This window comes from Methylobacterium sp. WL1 (assembly GCF_008000895.1).
GTDB lineage: Bacteria > Pseudomonadota > Alphaproteobacteria > Rhizobiales > Beijerinckiaceae > Methylobacterium.
In genome coordinates this window covers 4,577,723-4,595,291 of the sequence record NZ_CP042823.1, presented here as the reverse complement: position 1 = coordinate 4,595,291, position 17,569 = coordinate 4,577,723, and the positions used below count along the sequence as shown (strand labels likewise).

The window sequence follows — 17,569 nt, the reverse complement described above, 5'->3', positions numbered from 1 at the left end:
CACACCCATTCAGTTCATAACAGCCTCTAAGCGCTCAGCCAATTAACGGCATTCTCAGCTGCGACGTGCTGGACCGTGGGATCGCGACCTTCCACGGACCCAAGCAGTCGCTGATCTTGGACCTGTAGGAGGCGCAGACGTGGGATTGGCAAGCAACACAGAACTCTGTCAAAGCTGCACCTTCATGGGTGTCATAGCGGCTCAATCGAAGAGCCGGCCGCTGTTTTAGTTCGGCAGACGTAAATTGCAACTTTTAGTCGAGATAAAATGGACGAAGAGATTTTCGCTCTAATTCGAGCCTAAATAGCGAATTTTAACGTCTACGATTTAGTCCCTGTCGGGTTCTGACTGGGGGCAACCAGCATGACCAACATCACAATGGCTGTAGACAGCGAGGCGCGCGGCAACGTTCGGCTCGCTGACATCCTCGCGGCGCTGAGCCAAGCGCTCGACCTCACCGAGGGGCAGCCAGCCGGGCATTGCCTTCGAGCGACCTACATCGGTATGCACGTCGGCCGCGCCATGGGCCTGCCACAGCTTCAGTTGTGGGAGCTGTACTATACGATCATGCTCAAGGATCTCGGCTGCTCCAGCAATGCGGCTCGGATCTGTGCGCTTTATCTCGCCGACGATCTGAAGGTGAAGCACGACTTCAAGACCGTCAGCGATAGCTTCCCACAGGTGCTGGGCTTCGTATTCTCGCACACCGGTCTCAAGGTTGGGCTGGCGGAGCGGTTTAAAGCGATCCTGAACATCGCTCGCAACAGCGGTACCTTGGTCGAGGATCTGATCCAAACCCGGTGCCAGCGCGGCGCCGAGATCGCTGCTCGAATGCGCTTCCCCGCTGCGGTTTGCGACGCGATCCACGCCCTGGACGAGCATTGGAACGGCAAGGGGCATCCCGACCAACTCGCCGGTACAGCGATCCCGCTGTACGCCCGTATCGCGCTGCTGGCACAGGTGGCCGACGTGTTTCATACCGCGTCGGGACCGGACGCAGCGCTGGCTGAGGTGCGGTCTCGCGCAGGCACGTGGTTCGATCCGCAGGCCGTCACCTGCTTTGAGCGTATCGCTGCCGAGCCCGGCTTTTGGCAGATCCTTCGGTCGCACGAGAGTGTTATGCAGGCGGTCTCGGCTTTGGAGCCGGCGCAGAGCTTCATCGTCGTCGACGAGGATTACTTAGACGACATCGCCCGGGCTTTCGCCCAGGTGATCGACGCCAAAAGCCCGTTCACTTCCGGCCATTCGGAGCGGGTGGCTGTGTACGCCGACATGGTCGCAGCTGAGCTTGGGTTCGATCCTGCTCGACGGCGCTGGCTCCGGCGGGCGGCCTTGTTGCATGACATCGGCAAACTCGGCGTATCCAACACGATCCTCGACAAACCCGGCAAGCTCGACGAGGCGGAGTGGCGGGACATGCGTGCGCACGCTCTCCTGTCCGAGACGATCCTGGCGCGGGTCGGGGCCTTCAATGAGATGGCCCGGATCGGCGGCAGCCATCACGAACGGCTCGATGGCAAAGGCTACCCCCGCGGATTGAAAGCAGAGGCGATCCCTCTGGAGACGCGCATCGTCTCGGTGGCCGACGTGTTCGACGCGCTCACCGCAGACAGACCCTACCGCTCGGCCATGCCGTTGGAAAAGGCGCTCAGCATTATGCGCGCCGACCTCGGGACCGCGTTCGACCCTGTCTGCTTCTCCGCGTTGGAGCGTGCGCTGGCCGCGATTGAGGGTGATTTGGCGAGAGCGGCGTGAACGACGATCGGCCTATCGTGGACTAGGTGCGAACCAGTCTGAGAATGGAGGCTTGAGTAGCCGCTGGTGCGTCTTGCGATTGTGCACAGCGTGTCTGGTTTCGTCCGCCTGCCTTGGCTTCGTAGAGTGCGGCATCAGCGAGACGATATAGATCTGCTAGCACAGATACCTCTGTGTTGGCCGGCATGAGGGTCGCGAGCCCTATGCTGACCGTGACAGCGCCAGCCCCAATGCCCGCGGAGCCGATCGCCAGGGTCGATATCTCAGCGTGGACCTTTTGGGCGATGCGACGTGCCCCCACCTCTTCGGTATCTGACAAGAGTAGTGCGAACTCCTCACCGCCGATCCGGCAGACGAGGTCGTCAGGCCGATGTACGCTGGCTGAGAGGCTGCGCGCCAAGCCCTTTAGCACCTCGTCCCCGACCTGATGGCCATACCTATCGTTGAAGCGCTTGAAGTGGTCAGCGTCGACGATGAGTAAGGACAGGGGCTTGAGGTTGCGCCGCGCGGCTTCCCACGCCCGCAGCCCATTACTCTCGAAGGCGCGGCGGTTCGGCAGCCCGGTGAGGGCATCGGTCAATGACACCCTTTCGAGTTCCGCTTGCATAGCTTCGCGCCGGCGCAACTCGCGCCCGAACAGAAGCGACAGCGCAATCGTGAGGCCACACAACGCTAGTACGATGCTGCCGATGACGAGTGCCTTCACCCGCCACTCCGCTTCGACCTCGTCGATCGACAGAGCGACGTTGAGGATCAGCGGCAGGTCGCCGACGCGCGTGAAGGTGTAATGGCGCTCGATGCCATCTCGGACCGAGGTATGGACGAAGCTGCCGCTATGCTGGCGCACAAACCCTTGAAACGTCATGGCGCTGGCGATGTTGGCGCCGATATCGGCCTCGACGAAGGGCTGACGCATCACCCGCGTGCCGTCGCGTAGGTACAGGTTGATCGCGCCATCCCGTCCGAGGGCGATCTGACTGAACAGCCGCGTGAAGTAGGACAGCTTCACGCTACCCAGGACCACCCCCCCGAAAGTGCCATCCGGTTTGTTGATGCGGCGGCTGAACGGCAGCATCCGCTCGCCGGTCAAGCGCGAGACGATCGGGCGTCCGATGTAGAGGCCGAGGCCGGCGCGTGCTTTATGGACCTGGAAGTACTCACGGTCCGCGTAGTTGCTCTTGCGCGGTGGAACGGCATCGATATCAGCAATGATGCCGCCGTGCTCGTCGATGACGAGCATCACGCCCATGTCGCGGGCGGTCGCTGCGCGATCGAACAGGATGAGTTGGCGCAGCTCCGGAATTACGTCTGCTAGGCCCGGCGTCCTGAGATTGTCGACTGCTGCCTGGATCGAGAGATCGTACAGCTCGACATTGCGAGCGATGTCACGCTCCAGGACCTGCAGGAGGTTCTTGGAGGTCTGCTCGGCCTTCTCCCAGGCATCCTGACGCAGGTCGAACAGCATGGTGCCGGACGCTGCGAGCATACCAATGGGCGCCAAGACGCCGAGGGCGATCCAGGTGCGGGCGGAGCGAAACGGGCGCGTCAGTCGCTGTATCGAGGGCATTAGGCATCCCCCCAATCGCGCCCACTCTGGCGCAACCTTAGCATGCGGGTCTTAAGCAGCCCTTCCATGCTGCTGAAGACTGCGATCAGCTCACCGCCCAGAGCAATGGAAGCGCACCGGCTAGGAACAGGGCTGAGGACAGGAGCACGGCGAAGCGCTCGCGATGATAGAGGGCGAAGGCATGAGGTCTGGCGAACATGAGTGCGAGCCGGATCGGATGGGAGCATCATGCTCACCCTCGAACCTTGAGCGATCAGGGGTATTCCGCGTCGTCCACAGGCGGTCGTCGAGCACCGTCGCATCCGAGCCACAGGCGGAAGGATGTGCTGGTGCGCGCCCCCCGGTGATTAGATCGGGCGTACCCGCTTCTTCAAGGCCGCCCTCCGCCCCTCAAACACGTCAGCGGCAGCTCCGCTTCCGCGCATGCGTGGCGTGGCCTGTATTGCTGTCCTCGATACAAAACGATAAGCGAGGCCTGCGTCCGCATCGGAGAAGGTGGCGATGAAGACCCCTCTCGCCTTGCGGATCGACCCGACCGTGCTGGCTGCCGCCCGAGAGTGCGCGCGACAGGATAACCGCACGCTCACCAACTTCATCGAGACCGCCCTGCGCCAGCGCATCGCAGAGATGACGCCCGAGCACCCCGGACGCGGGCACCTCGGCGCTGGGCTGGCCAGGGAACTGCCGCGTGACCATTGACCCCTCACCGCACGCCACCCTGCCGAAGGCACGCACCGGCATCGACGGCTTCGACGATGTGACCTACGGCGGACTGCCTGCAGGGCGACCGTCACTCGTCTGCGGCGCCGCCGGCTGCGGCAAGACGCTGTTTGCGACAACCTTCCTCGTGAACGGCGCGACGCTGTTCGACGAACCCGGCGTGTTCATGAGCTTCGAGGAGCGCGCCGAGGACCTCGCGGCCAACGTCGCCTCCCTCGGCTACGACCTCGACGGCCTCGTGGCGGCGGGCAAGATCGCTATCGATCACGTCAAGGTCGAGCGCAGCGAGATCGAGGAGACCGGCGAGTACGACCTCGAGGGCCTGTTCATCCGCCTCGGCTACGCCATCGACACGATCGGCGCTAAGCGCGTCGTGCTGGACACCATCGAGACCCTGTTCGCCGGCCTGAGCGACGCTGCCATCCTGCGATCCGAACTACGCCGTCTGTTCGGTTGGCTCAAGGATCGCGGGCTCACCGCGATCATCACCGGCGAGCGCGGTGAGGGCCAGCTCACTCGACAGGGCCTGGAGGAGTACGTCTCGGACTGTGTGGTCTTGCTCGACAATCGGGTCGAGGACCAGATCACCACGCGGCGCCTGCGCATCGTGAAGTATCGCGGTTCGGCGCACGGCACTAACGAGTACCCGTTCCTGATCGACGAGCAGGGCATCAGCGTCCTGCCCGTCACCGCCGCCGACCTCAGCTACGAGGTGTCGGATGAGGTCGTCTCGACCGGTATCGAGAGCCTCGACGCGATGTTCGGGCCCGGCGGCCTGTACCGCGGATCCAGCGTGTTGGTCTCGGGCTCGGCCGGGACCGGCAAGACCACGATCAGCGCCCACATGGTCGAGGCGGCCTGCGCCCGGGGCGAGCGCTGCCTTTCGTTCGTGTTTGAGGAGAGCGGCGAGCAGATCTGCCGCAACGCTCGCTCGGTCGGGCTCGATCTGTCACGGCACGTCGACAGTGGCCTTCTGCGGTTCGAGGCCGCCCGCCCGACCTTGTACGGGCTGGAGATGCATCTCGCGCGGATGCACCGGGACATCGAGCAGTTCCGGCCCCACCTCGTGGTGATCGACCCGATCTCGGCTCTGCGCGGCCCGGAGGTCGAACTGCAGGCCACGCTGCTGCGCATGGTCGACATGCTCAAGAGCCGCGGCATCACCGCGGTGTTCACCAGCCTACGCACAGACGGCGCCTTCGGTCAGGCCGGCGACCTCGGCCTGTCCTCGCTGATGGATGGGTGGATCAAACTCCAGGACATCGAGGCCAACGGCGAGCGCTCGCGCACGCTCTACGTGATCAAGGCTCGCGGCATGAGCCACTCGAACCAGGTCCGGGAGTTCCAGATGGCGACGACCGGGCTGAAGCTCGTCGACGCCTACATCGGGCCGGCTGGCGTGCTCACCGGGACCGCACGCATCGTCCAGGAGGCACAGGAGGAAGCCGCTGCGCTGCGCCGTCAACAGGAGAACGAACGGCGCAAGCGTGAGGTGGTGCGGCGACGTCAGTCGATCGAGCGCCAGATCGCTGAGCTGCGGGCGAGCCTGGAGACGGCCGAGGAGGAAGAGACCCTGCTCCTCGATGAGGATGCCCAACGCGAGACGCAGCTGGCTGGCGGCCGCTCCGACATCGCTCGACGCAGGAGCGCGGCCGAATGAGTGAGCGCATCTCACCCATCGCTGATCCCGTCTCCGAGGAGGATGGCGACCCGGGGCAGTATCACTTGCGCCTGTACGTCGCCGGTCAGACGCAGAAGTCGATGACGGCGCTGGCTAACCTCAAGCGCGTCTGCGAGCAGCACCTCGCCGGTCGCTACGACATCGAGGTGATCGACCTGTTGAAGAACCCGCAGCTCGCCGCGGGCGATCAGATCCTGGCGATCCCGACCCTGGTGCGCCGCTTGCCGGCCCCGCTGAAGCGGATCATCGGCGACCTCTCGAACACCGAGAAGGTGCTCGTCGGCCTCGACATCCGTCCGCGCGATCCCGCTGCGTCTTGAGCCCGGGTGGGCCAGACGCGCCGAGCCCGGCCGAATACCAACTGCGCCTGTTCATCGCCGGCACGAGCCCACGCTCGCAGCGAACGATCGAGAACTTGCATCGGATCTGCCGGCGCCACCTCGCCGGCCGCTTCAGCCTGGTCATCGTCGACATCTACCAGCAACCGGAGTTGGCCGAGGCCGATCAGGTCGTGGCGGCGCCGACCCTGCTGAAGCTGACGCCGCCCCCGGTGCGCCGGATCATCGGCGACCTCTCGGACGAGGCGCGGGCGCTGCGCGGCCTCGGCATCTTCTCGTTCCCCGGAGACGGTGATGAGCCCGGGCGCTGATCCGACCGTTCTCGACGTAGCTCGTGCCCGCATCCACGAGTTGGAGGCGCAGCTGGAAGAGAGCGAGGAGACGCTGGCCGCGATCCGCCGCGGCGACTTCGACGCCGTGGTGGTGGAAGGGCCGAACCAGGAGCGTTTGGTCTACACCCTGGAGAACGCCGACCGGCCCTACCGCGTGCTGATCGAGCAGATCCAGGAGGGGGCGTTCACCCTCAGTTCGGATGGGGCTCTGCTGTACTGCAACCCGCGCGTCGCGGCGATGCTCGCGCACCCACCGGAGGCGCTGATCGGGCAGCCGCTCGGCGCCTTCGTCCACGAGGCGGATCGTCCGGTCTTGACGCGCTTGTTGGCGCACGCCGACCGCAACGGTGCGGCCCGCGGCGAGGTCTGCCTGCGCTCTGGCACCGGATCGCACCTGCCGGCCAATCTCTCGCTCAGCCGTCTGAGCCGGGGCGACGGCGTGGCCCTGTTGTGCGGCGTACTTACCGACCTGACCGAGCAGCGCCAGCACCTGCACGAACTGGCCGAGGCCAACGCGCAGCTCAAGCAGCAGGGCGAGGAGCGCGAGCGCATCGAGGAGGCGTTGCGCCAGGCGCAGAAGATGGAGGCGGTGGGTCAGCTCACCGGCGGCCTCGCTCACGACTTCAACAACCTGCTCGCGGGCATCTTGGGCTCGCTCGAACTCATGCAGAGCCGCATGCAGCAGGGCCGCCTAACCGACGTCGATCGGTACATGACCGTTGCTCAAGGGGCGGCGAAACGCGCCGCCGCCCTGACGCATCGCCTGTTGGCGTTCTCACGTCGCCAGACGCTCGATCCCAAGCCCATCGACGTGAACCGGCTCGTCGCCGGCATGCACGAGATGATCCAGCGCACAGTCGGACCGGGCATTCTGGTCGAGGTGGTCGGTGCATCCGGGCTCTGGCCCGCGCTGGTCGATCCCCCGCAGCTTGAGAATGCGCTGCTAAACCTGTGCATCAATGCGCGCGACGCGATGCCGGATGGCGGGCGCATCACCATCGAGACCGCCAACAAGTGGCTGGATCGGCCAGCTGCGATTAAGCACGTCATTCCCGAGGGCCAGTACCTCTCACTCTGCGTCACCGACACCGGCACCGGCATGCCTCCCGAAGTGATCGCCCGGGTGTTCGAGCCGTTCTTCACGACGAAGCCCATCGGCGAGGGCACCGGGCTTGGCCTATCGATGATCTACGGCTTCGCCCAGCAATCGGGCGGACAGGTGCGGATCTATTCCGAGGTCGGCGAGGGAACGACGGTCTGCCTATACCTGCCGCGCCACTACGGCGACATCGCTGTCGATGATCCGACCGCCCTGCTCGCCGCTTTACCCCGCTCTGAGCAGGGCGAGACCGTTCTGGTGGTGGACGACGAGCCGTCCGTGCGGATGCTCGTCACCGAAATCCTCGAAGACCTTGGCTACCTCGCTATTGAAGCAAGCGACAGCGCGGCGGGCCTGAAGGTGCTGCAATCGGACGTGCGCATCGACCTACTCGTGACCGACGTGGGCCTCCCCGGGGGCATGAACGGGCGACAGATGGCGGACGCGGCCCGGGTGTCGCGGCCCGATCTGAAGGTTCTGTTCATCACCGGCTACGCGGAGAACGCGATCCTTGGCAACGGACACCTCGCCCCTGGGATGGCGGTGCTGACTAAGCCGTTTTCGATCGAAGAGATGGCCTCGCGCATCCGGTCGATGATTGAGGGCGACAAGGAGAAGACGGCCCGATCCTAAGCCATCGTCCGCTTCGAGGCGGTAGGCCAGGGTCCGCTTGCCACCCCGACCAGTCATTCCAAGCCGCATCCATGCCGGCACTCCTTGCGAAGGCGGCACCTGCGCAGAGCGCATAACTTAGTGGTGTCGGGTATCCGGTCGTTTTTCCGACGGTCATGCGCCTGCATAAGGACACGCTACGGAACGAGGTGCGCCGTGATACACGGTCCTGAGTTCTGGCTGAGCCGATCGGTTCAAACATGGGCAAACCTGCCAGGGACGTTCATGCATCCATCGCAGGAGAGAACGCTCATCACCACGCGCGTCCGGGACGGTTTCAAAACTTGCGCAGGATGGGGCTCGGCTCAGGAAGTTCACCTTGGTCCTGGTAGATCGGCACCGTGGCGCGCAACCAGCCGCGAGTTTCAAGTCCGGCGTAGTTGCGCTGAACGACGTCCCGCGTGACGTAGGCTTGAAGGTTGACCGGGCCGAAGTTGTATCCCACAAGGCCGCCCACAGCGAACTGGCCCTGCCGGGCATAGGACGGATTGTTGGTCGGAAGGTCGGTCGATCCGAAGGCTACCGGCCCGATTTCCCACTTGCCGAAATGCTTGGTGGCCGTAAGGTCGAGATTGAGGAAGTCGGGGTAGTAAGTACCGCCGGCCGACCGCGTATCGAAGAAGGTACCGTACAGGAAGTTGCCTGTCAGGTTCCAGCCATCGCCATTGTAAGTGATCGCGAAACGTTGGTGCAGAACCGGATTTTGGATGACGATCTTGGTCTCGCTGGGTAGGTACGCCCCAAGCAGGTAGCTGAAGTTGAGGTTGTTGCCGAGCTTCCAGGCCACCTGCGCAGCGAGCAGCGTCTGGCCGAACCCGCTTTGGTACGCCGCGCCTCGCGTGCTCGAAGCTGTGATTGGCTGTAACACAACGAGCTGCAGCCGGCCGCCGACCACCTCAGCCGGTGTCGCCCAGATGAAGGACGGCAGGTTGATGTTCGAGTCGGTGCCGCGTGGGGTGATATCGCGCGAGCCGAAACTGGACGTGTCGATGAAGTAGAGCCCGATCGGCAATGGCGCGCCCGGGGCTTGCCCCACGGTCTGTCCAGGTTGTGCTGATGAGCCGGCCTGCGCGGTGATGCCGGCCAACCCGTAGGTAAGCGAAGCGGCAATGGCAGCGATATGGATCGCTCGGATAAGCCCAGCTCTCGTCATTCCGCAGTCCAAACCTCTCCATCGTCGGATCGGCCTTTATTGCATGCCGGCACGGATTAAGCGGCCTTCCCGTGCTTGCAGTGCAGAGTTGCGACACGAGCGTAGCCAACGGGCAACAACCGACACAGCGAAGGCTCGCTTTCTCGGATGCCCCAAACCGCGCCTGCAGTGAGGCCCAGCGCATGGCGGAGCGTACGGTTTGGGACGTAAGGCCAAGGTTCACTCACCACCCTTCTCGGACATTATTGCGGCCAAGCTGATCAAGTTCAGGTCCTTACGCTTCGTCCGAGCCGATATCGGTCACGATCTGGTTCCCCGCGGCGGTCAATATCCAGGTGGGATCCCAGCGTTCGCACATCCGGATCAGGCCCATCATTAGCAAAATGGGCATCGAGGTCGGGTGCGCGGACATCCGAAGGTCGCCAGGGGTGGCAGCAATAGCCCGTAGGGCGGCTAGGAGCTCTGGCGACAAGGTACACCCGGCGGACGTCACTCTCCGTTTAGCCACTGCTCAGCCCCCGTCGGTGCCAGCTTGATCGGCCTCAATCGTCTCGACAGGCGAGGCTCCGGGCAACGCAGCGCTCGTCTAGGATGGGATATGCTCTCAGTTTAGGTTGATCGATGGTTGCCCCCCGCAATCCTATGCCGCCTGGGCGGGACTCTCCTGAGTTGCACCGGCAGCGGCCAGGCAAGCCTCCACGGCCTGCCGGAGCGAGGACGCATAGGCGTCGGCCCCGACCTGGCGTCCAACGCTGGCATCGGTGAGTACCTTCTCGCCCACCGGCCAGAGGCCGACTAGGACCGGAACGTCTGGTGCGCGTCGCTTCAGCCGCTCCAGCAGGTAGCGCAGGTGTGCCGGGTTGCCGGAGATGTCGAGGTAGGAGATGCACACCATTGCCACGCCGGTCAGGTCGAGTTCGCGGATGCGGTCGCGTGAAACAGCCTCGTAACCGGCGACCCGTGCTCCAAGTCCGTGCTTGCGCAGCAGTTGGGCCAGCATAGCCGAGGAGGCCTCGTCGAGGGGGCCGCGTCCTGCCACACACAGCACGGGCGTCTCCCCTTTCCACGCTTCGGGAAGCGCCTCTGGCAGTGGCGCTTGCCCGGGCACGGCTTCATTTCTGGGATGGGCTCGCTCAGCTAAGGTCAGAGTCTCGCTCGGGTTCATCGCCTTAGCGTCTCCCGCAGGCTCGACGTCTTCGTGCACCTCAAAATCTTCGACCAGGGAACGTGCCGAAGCGCGGATGTTTTCCAGCTGCGCTGGCGTGACAACCCCACGTTGATAGTCGTTGGCTGCCAGTTGGAGACCTTTGAGCGCAACCTCGTCGTAGTAAGAGGACAGGGAACGCTCCTTCAGCATGGTTTCGCCGAGATCGCGCGCCTCGTCTGGGTCGCCGGCCAGCATGCGCTGATAGAAGTTCTCCACGGGCGTCAGTGGCGGCCGATCACCGAGCATAATGTCGAGGAACTCCAGGCTGTCGACGTGGCGACCGAGCACCACGAGACAGACCGTGAAAGGCGTGGCCAGGATCAGGCCGATGGGCCCCCACAGGAAGCCCCAGAACAGAGTCGAGACGATCACCGCGAAGGGTGAGAGGCCGGTCGAGTGCCCGTATAGAAGCGGTTCGATCACCTGTCCGAACAGGGGCTCGGCTACCAGAAACAAGACGGCCGTGGCGATGACCATGGTCCAGCCCGGGTCGACCGCGGCGGCGAGCGCGAGGGGAAACACGGCCGAGATGAAAGCGCCAATGTAGGGCACAAACCGCATCAGCGCCGAGAACACACCCCACAGCAGGGGGTTGGGCACCCCGATCAGCCATAGGCCAACACCGATGATGATGCCGAAGGCAGCGTTCATCCCGAGCTGGGCCAGGAAGTAGGTGCCGAGCCGACCGGCCGCATCGTCCATGGCCACCGTCGTGCGGTGCAGGTCGCTCGACCCGAACAAGCGGATCATGCGGTTGCGCAGGTCCTCCCTCTGCAGCAGCAGGAACACGACCACGACAAGCACGATGCCGACCGTGGTCAGCGGCTCGAAGATCGGACCGAGCACCTTTTCGGCCAGAGCCAGCGGTGAGATCTCGGGCTCCTGAACCCGCACGAGCTGCGCCTTCGGGGTGTCGCCGGCCGGTCCCGTCGACGCTGCCGTACCGGCGGCGTCGACCTTCTGGGTCGCGTCGTGAACCTGATGGTTGAACTTCTGAATGACCCGGTTGGCCTCGCCGAGCCATCCCTGCTGCAAGCCAGCGAACTTCTTTTGCACCGTCACTTGGTACTGTGGCAGGTTGCCGGCGAGCCCGGCGACCTGGGTGCCGATGACCGCGCCGAAGCCGCCGATGACGGCGAGTGCGAGAAGGACGGCGACAATGACCGACGGAACCCGTCCGAGCTTGATCCTCCGGAGTAGGTTGACGACCGGCCCGAGGACAAAACTGAGGAGCACCGCCAGTACTAGGGGGATGAACACCTCGCGTCCGAAGTAGAGGGCGGCGATCAGCACGACGCCGACGGCGAGGGTGAGCAAGCCGCGTAGCCCTGGCACCAAAGGCGGCGGCACCTGGGCTGGCGGGCGTGGGGCGGTGGCTTCGTCCATCGGCATGCGGCGTAAACTCCTCGACGCTGCGCCGAGGCTCACGGCACACCGGATACAACGCCACCGCGAGCGTTTCGCCTCCCCGGCACGACGCAGAACGCGACGTTGTCGTTAAAACGATCGTTTTCCCGACGGTCGTGGGCCGTATATGATAAACTGGTTAGCGCGACTGAAATCCTGTCGGGTAACCATGTCGGCTATTCAAACGTCGGCAAAACGTCTTCTTTGGATACGGGAAGCGAGACTGCTGCCATGTCCGCTCAAGGACATGGCGAAGCCGAAACCAGCCAGTCCGCTTTCGGCCAGACTACGCCATGCCGGATCGCCGATGGGCGCAAAAGCGGTCGTTCGGCTTTGCGCCCATCCCGGTCATTCAAGGTGTCTCGGCCGCTCCTCCAAAGCAGATGGGGTGGATGGCTCCCGCTCCAACTGACGGCATCTCGGTGCCAAGATGTGGTTGCTGTCGAAGCAGCAGCCACGCAGATGCAGGAGCCATCCCCATGGAGATCACCACCGTCGGCATCGATCTGGCCAAGAGCATTTTCCAGGTTCACGCCGTTGATGCAGCTGGGCACGTCGTCGTTCGCAAGGCGCTGCGGCGGGCGCAGGTCGTGCCGTTCTTCGCCAAGCTGCCTCGATGCCTGGTCGGCATAGAGGCGTGCGGCACGTCCCATCACTGGGCCTGGGAACTGACGAAGCTCGGCCATGAGGTTCGGCTGATGCCGCCCGCTTACGTGAAGCCGTATGTGAAGCGCGGTAAGACCGATGCGAACGACGCCGCTGCCATCTGCGAGGCGGTGACGCGCCCGAGCATGCGCTTCGTGCCGGTGAAGTCGACCGAGCAGCAGGCGGCGCTGGCGCTGCACCGGACGCGCGACCTGCTGGTCAAGCAACGCACGCAGTTGGTGAACATGATCCGCGGCCTGCTCGCCGAGTTCGGGATCGAGATGGCGCGGGGCCTGCGGCACGCGCTCGAACTGGCAGCCCGGCTCTCGGCCGGAGACGCAGCCGAGGTGCCACCACTGGCGCAACGCGTGGTGACCGGGCTGGCCGACCAGATCAGCGCCTTGCAGATCCAGCTCACCCGCCTGGAGAAGGAGTTGCTCGCTTGGCATCGGGAAAACGACCTGTCGCAGCGCCTGGCGACGATCCCCGGTGTCGGTATCGTCTCGGCAACGGCGCTGGCCGCCTCGGTGAGCGAGCCCGAGCGCTTCCTGCCCGGTCGGCAGTTCGCCGCCTCGTTGGGACTGACACCGCTGCAGAACTGTAGCGGCGGCAAGGAGCGCCTGGGTCGGATCTCGCGCATGGGCGACCGCTACCTGCGCCGCCTGCTCGTAGTCGGCATGACTTCTCTGGTCCGGCGCGCGAAGGCCGCGCCGACGTCGGTCGACTCGCGGCTGCCGGCCCTTCTCCAGCGCAAGCCGGTGCGCGTCGTGACCGTTGCGGCCGCCAATCGCACCGCGCGGGTCGCCTGGGCGATCATGACCCGCGGCGGCACCTACCGCGCACCCGCGGCCACGGCCGCCTGACCGCACGGCGCGGAGGTTTTTCCAGGTTGCGAGGACGACGAGAGTTGATGGCGAACCGGTCAGACCGGGAGCCGGGACACCCCGCTGAATGTCCAGGGCATCATAGCCCGCAAAGCAGAGTGGGACCCAGCTCGCGGATACCATCAGGGCCAGCGGTCACATGAACGACTGCATCAACAGGCCGGACACAAGACTGCACCCGACCAACGCGTCAGAAGCTCAATTCGCCGCTTGCAATGCGGGAGCCATCCACACAGGACATTCAGCGCAACGGCTGCCACGTGGGGTGTTTCGCATAAGAGCGCCTTATCGCTCGATCCCTCGGTCCAATCGGTCATTCGACCCGATGAAACACCGCGGCGCGAGAGCGCTGAAGACACACTGTCTCTTCTTCGCGACCGCCTCCGTCCCCATTCCAGGAAAATCGGCTGCGGGCACGCCCATGCTGTGTGCGAGGCCGGGCGACCCATGATAATATGGCCGCCCGTTCGGTCGCGAGCCAAGCCGATCAGTGTACGTCGGAAATAGATAAAGGCGACGGGTCCGTGCCCGTCGCCTCCCAAAACCAGCAAGGTCTGAATGACCCGCTACATCGGGTCTCACATGCCCTGTTGCAGCCGCTGGGCCGCACGGTAGTGGTTCTCATAGACCGGTAGCGCTTGCTGCGCGTAGGTCCGTAGCACCGGGCTCGGTCCCGAAGCCGAGTAGGACTGCGTCATCGCGATCGCCTGCTGATGCGACTGTAACTGCTGCTGGACGTACAAGCTGTCGAAGGCTGGGCCTGCTGGAGTCGCAGATAGATCTGCTAGCATCGCCTGCTGAGTGGGGCTCGGTGCGGCGACGGTGGAACCGGTATCTACCACCTCTCCCTGTCCGACGCCGCTCCCGACCTGTGCGCCGCGGGCAGCTCCGGCGCCCGCTCCCTCCAAACCGCCGACCGGGCCGCCCGATAGGGTGCCGCCGACCACACCAGCTGCTGCTCCAGTCGCTGCGCCAACCGCACCGCCGGCCACCGCGAGCGGTGCCGCGAGTACGCCACCCACCGGGCCGCCAACCTCGGCTCCCTGTAACCGATCGTAGTTCCGCTCACCGCCAACCAGGGCTGCGTTGGCAGCCCGGTGATCGCGGATGGCATCTTCGGCGTAGGCACGCAGCGCCGGGTTGCGGGTCTTCGACAGCGCGATCTCGGCCGCCTGAATTTCGTAGGCGTTCGACTCCAGGGAGCGGACGCGGAACTCTGTGAAGCCCTGGGCCAGCGCCGGAGCCGACACAGACATTACCAGAGCTGCTGTAATCGCGTGGCATTTGAACATAACTAACCTCGGGAAGCTCATATGCGGACCGCTCTGGCGACAGGTGTTCGGCAGCGACAATATGCTTCCCGATCACGGTCACGCTGGGACCGTTCAACGGCGCACTTCCTAGTCGGTTCCTGACACAACTTGATCCGGTCGGTAGTGTGCCTTCGAAGTAGCGGACCGTCTAAGCTGGGATTAGACGGACTTAGCAGCGCAAGGCGCGGAGCCGCGATGATATGGCCGCCTGGCCGGGGCGCCCTAGCTAAGCCGCTCATGGTTGAGGAAAATTCTCGGTTGCCCCGCGCCAAGTTGGCGACGGCCGCCATACTGTTGCTGTCCGCATTCCTTGTCGTTGTGGTGCGTGGGGTTGCGCATCTGTTTTGATCGAGGCTCTACGCGAACGCGCTTCATGGACGGGGTAGGGTAGCCGCGATACCTCTGCTGGATGGCCAACACCCCGACCGTGTCCGACCTCTTGAAATCCAAAGAGGTCACTGCCGAGCAGGTGAGCGCCGCGGTCGACGCCGTACTCGCGACGCCCAAGACCGGTTTGTTCGAACTGGCTCTAGGCTGCGTCGTTGACCTCACCGCGACTGTGCGAGCGGATCGCCACGCATCAGCCGTTCTCAAAGAGCCAAATGCCAAAGCCGGTAGCAAGCGAGCCGCGGTCAAATCCGCGATCCTGCTGGCGCACCCGGTGAAGGGATGATCCGTGAAGGACGAAATCGATCTAAATCACCAGATTGTCGTGGAGCGCCTGATACAGGCCCTACGGGTCTTCGCACACGGGCTCGGCCTGGATGAGAACGTCGTGCGTCACATCGTGAACCGCGTGATCACCGACATGCCGCTGACCCCGGACGAGGATCGCATGGCGAAGGCCCGCGATTGGATGCTGATCGCGTCCGCGTAGGTAACGGTCTTGGCTACGGTGATTCACCTATGTCCTACACTCTGACAGGCTGGATCCTGATCGCCGCCATGTTGGTCTCAGGGATGACCGCAGGCTCAACCGCAGCGGTCATGCTCGACGATGCGCTGGGTGAAGGGGCTATCCAGCGCCGCGACTTCCTGACGGTCCTGCTGTTCGGGACGCTTATGGTAACGGCGGCGCTGCTGCTGCTGTGGGTCGAGACGCAGTGACGAGCTAGCCTCGGCCACCGTCTCGCATATGCGGTTGGGCTTCGGCGCGATCTGGCTGGATCAGGGGATCGAGGTCCACTTTACACGCCCGGCCGCCGATCCGTTTTTCATCTCGGCCGCCGAAACCTATGGCGCGCGTGGTCGGGATCGTGCTCAGCGGTGCGAACAGCGATGGGGCCGCGGGCATTCTTGCAATCACGGCGCACGGTGGCCTTGGCTTGGTACAGAACCTGGACGAGGCCGAGTTTCCCGAGATGCCCAGGGCTGCGCTGAAGCTCGATCACCCTGAGGCTCCCCTTACTGCCGGGCGCCTCGCGGAGCGGGTAGCTGCGCATTGCGCCAACTTCTGAACCGGATCGACTTGCTTACTTGGCCCCGGCCTTCTTGGCGAACTCCCAGACAGACACGCCCCATTCCTGTCCCAGCCGGTTCTGGTAGCTCGACGTCCGCTCGAACAGAACCCGGGGCGCCAATCAAGGCAACGCCGTCTTTACCCTGGCCACAGCGCATCGAAACATGCCTGGGGCAGCGTGCGTACCGCGCCCATGAGCAGGGAACGCATCTTACCGACCGAGCCGGCTCCCCAGCCCGAGGACTCTCTCGCTCGAATGCCGGGACCCCGATTTATTGCGGGCTGGAAGGCGATGGTGGGAGAGCCGCCGGCCACGATGCTCGAAGATCGCTCCGAGATGATCCGGGTCTTGGCGGAGAGCTCCCCGATCGTCCCGCTGGAGGGAATGGACGTGTCGGTCGAGGGCGATCAGGACGAGAACACTTGACGGGTTGGCCTGCGATGAAGAGGCTGGGCTTGGTGTTGGTGCGCATCAAACTGGCGATCGCTGCTGTAGTCCTCGTGTTAGCAAGCATCATCGCCGTGGCCCGAGGGATCGGGCGCCTTCCGTGATCGAGGCGGGGGCTACGATACGGTTCAAGCCGGTCCCAGCAGAACTGCTCCAATCACGCTCGCTGATCAGTGATGAGGCCGGACGGTCTACGATCCGAAACCTTTCCGCAGGGGGCCTCGTATCAGGCGCCATCTCCCTCACCGAAGGGGGCAATGGAAGGAAACATGATGTCTAACGCCAACACTGGCCGCCGCGTCGCCCAGACGTTCGCTCTGACCCTCGCCCTCGCCCTCGGCCTGGGCGTGACCGGCGCGGCCTACGCCAAGAACCCGATGGTCGGCGGCGCGCCGATGTATGCCAGCAAGACGATCGTCGAGAACGCGGTCAACTCCAAGGACCACACCACCCTGGTCGCCGCCGTGAAGGCCGCCGGCCTCGTCGAGACGCTGAACGGGCCCGGCCCGTTCACGGTGTTCGCGCCGACCAACGCCGCCTTCGCCAAGCTGCCGGCGGGCACCGTCGAGAACCTGGTGCAGCCGCAGAACAAGCCGACGCTGACCAAGATCCTGACCTACCACGTGGTCCCGGGCGTCTACACCGCCAAGGATCTGATGGCGTTGGCCAAGAAGGGCAGCGGGCAGAACCAACTCACAACTGTCGAGGGTGAGCCGCTCGGCGTCTCGGCGCAGGGCAAGAAGATCTACATCACCGACGTGAAGGGCAACACCGTTCCGGTGACGATCCCGAACGTGATGCAGTCGAACGGCGTGATCCACGTCGTCAACGGCGTGCTGATGCCGTGATGATGCTTGGCGGCGCGGTTCTGACTGCGCCGCCTCGACCT

At 64.4% G+C, this 17,569-nt stretch carries 16 protein-coding genes; 12 read left to right on the top strand and 4 right to left on the bottom strand.

Features of this window, described 5'->3' with window-relative positions:
* Positions 1-363: 363 nt before the first annotated feature.
* Complete coding sequence (locus FVA80_RS22350) at positions 364-1,755, top strand: HD-GYP domain-containing protein (RefSeq protein WP_246692087.1); 1,392 nt, start codon at positions 364-366, stop codon at positions 1,753-1,755.
* Positions 1,756-1,777: 22 nt separating this feature from the next.
* On the opposite strand, the gene FVA80_RS22345 is transcribed toward FVA80_RS22350, so the two are convergent.
* The gene (locus tag FVA80_RS22345; protein ID WP_147907354.1) at positions 1,778-3,322 is read right to left on the bottom strand and encodes a sensor domain-containing diguanylate cyclase; all 1,545 of its coding nucleotides are present in this window, start codon (positions 3,320-3,322) and stop codon (positions 1,778-1,780) included.
* Between the two features lie 501 nt (positions 3,323-3,823).
* Here FVA80_RS22345 and FVA80_RS22340 point away from each other — a divergent pair.
* From FVA80_RS22340 to FVA80_RS22320, 5 genes are read left to right on the top strand one after another with little or no spacing between them, the layout of a single operon-like run.
* Complete coding sequence (locus tag FVA80_RS22340; protein WP_147907353.1) at positions 3,824-4,021, top strand: hypothetical protein; 198 nt, start codon at positions 3,824-3,826, stop codon at positions 4,019-4,021.
* Positions 4,011-5,702: a circadian clock protein KaiC gene (kaiC, locus tag FVA80_RS22335; protein WP_187193473.1), complete on the top strand. Its 1,692-nt coding sequence runs from the start codon at positions 4,011-4,013 to the stop codon at positions 5,700-5,702. The genes FVA80_RS22340 and kaiC overlap by 11 nt, the downstream gene beginning before the upstream one ends.
* Entirely contained in the window at positions 5,699-6,043 is a 345-nt protein-coding gene (locus FVA80_RS22330) for a circadian clock KaiB family protein (protein ID WP_147907351.1), read from the top strand. The genes kaiC and FVA80_RS22330 overlap by 4 nt, the downstream gene beginning before the upstream one ends.
* Positions 6,040-6,372 (top strand): circadian clock KaiB family protein, encoded by a 333-nt coding sequence (locus FVA80_RS22325; RefSeq protein ID WP_246692086.1) that lies wholly within the window; start codon positions 6,040-6,042, stop codon positions 6,370-6,372. The genes FVA80_RS22330 and FVA80_RS22325 overlap by 4 nt, the downstream gene beginning before the upstream one ends.
* Positions 6,356-8,125 (top strand): ATP-binding protein, encoded by a 1,770-nt coding sequence (locus FVA80_RS22320; protein WP_147907350.1) that lies wholly within the window; start codon positions 6,356-6,358, stop codon positions 8,123-8,125. The genes FVA80_RS22325 and FVA80_RS22320 overlap by 17 nt, the downstream gene beginning before the upstream one ends.
* Before the next feature lie 316 nt (positions 8,126-8,441).
* Here the strand turns inward: FVA80_RS22320 and FVA80_RS22315 are convergent, their stop codons facing one another.
* Together FVA80_RS22315 and FVA80_RS22310 are read right to left on the bottom strand one after the other, a co-directional pair.
* On the bottom strand, positions 8,442-9,317 hold the full coding sequence (locus FVA80_RS22315) for a transporter (RefSeq protein ID WP_147907349.1): 876 nt from the start codon (positions 9,315-9,317) through the stop codon (positions 8,442-8,444).
* Between the two features lie 640 nt (positions 9,318-9,957).
* Positions 9,958-11,916, bottom strand: coding sequence for an AI-2E family transporter (locus tag FVA80_RS22310; RefSeq protein WP_147907348.1), 1,959 nt, complete (start codon positions 11,914-11,916; stop codon positions 9,958-9,960).
* Between the two features lie 494 nt (positions 11,917-12,410).
* On the opposite strand from FVA80_RS22310, the gene FVA80_RS22305 reads away from it, so the two are divergent.
* Positions 12,411-13,439, top strand: a complete 1,029-nt coding sequence (locus FVA80_RS22305) for an IS110 family transposase (protein ID WP_147957877.1) — start codon at positions 12,411-12,413, stop codon at positions 13,437-13,439.
* 599 nt (positions 13,440-14,038) lie between these two features.
* Here FVA80_RS22305 and FVA80_RS22300 read toward each other — a convergent pair.
* Positions 14,039-14,752, bottom strand: coding sequence for a DUF4142 domain-containing protein (locus tag FVA80_RS22300; protein WP_147909433.1), 714 nt, complete (start codon positions 14,750-14,752; stop codon positions 14,039-14,041).
* 430 nt (positions 14,753-15,182) lie between these two features.
* Here FVA80_RS22300 and FVA80_RS22295 point away from each other — a divergent pair, with 430 nt between their 5' ends.
* From FVA80_RS22295 to FVA80_RS22275, 5 genes are all read left to right on the top strand, one after another.
* Entirely contained in the window at positions 15,183-15,446 is a 264-nt protein-coding gene (locus tag FVA80_RS22295) for a hypothetical protein (RefSeq protein ID WP_147909434.1), read from the top strand.
* A 3-nt stretch (positions 15,447-15,449) separates the two neighbouring features.
* Complete coding sequence (locus tag FVA80_RS22290) at positions 15,450-15,650, top strand: hypothetical protein (RefSeq protein ID WP_147909435.1); 201 nt, start codon at positions 15,450-15,452, stop codon at positions 15,648-15,650.
* Positions 15,651-15,679: 29 nt separating this feature from the next.
* On the top strand, positions 15,680-15,880 hold the full coding sequence (locus tag FVA80_RS22285) for a hypothetical protein (protein WP_147909436.1): 201 nt from the start codon (positions 15,680-15,682) through the stop codon (positions 15,878-15,880).
* Positions 15,881-16,008: 128 nt separating this feature from the next.
* Positions 16,009-16,230, top strand: a complete 222-nt coding sequence (locus tag FVA80_RS22280) for a chemotaxis protein CheB (protein ID WP_210249207.1) — start codon at positions 16,009-16,011, stop codon at positions 16,228-16,230.
* A gap of 722 nt (positions 16,231-16,952) precedes the next feature.
* Positions 16,953-17,528, top strand: coding sequence for a fasciclin domain-containing protein (locus FVA80_RS22275; protein WP_147909452.1), 576 nt, complete (start codon positions 16,953-16,955; stop codon positions 17,526-17,528).
* Positions 17,529-17,569 lie beyond the last annotated feature (41 nt).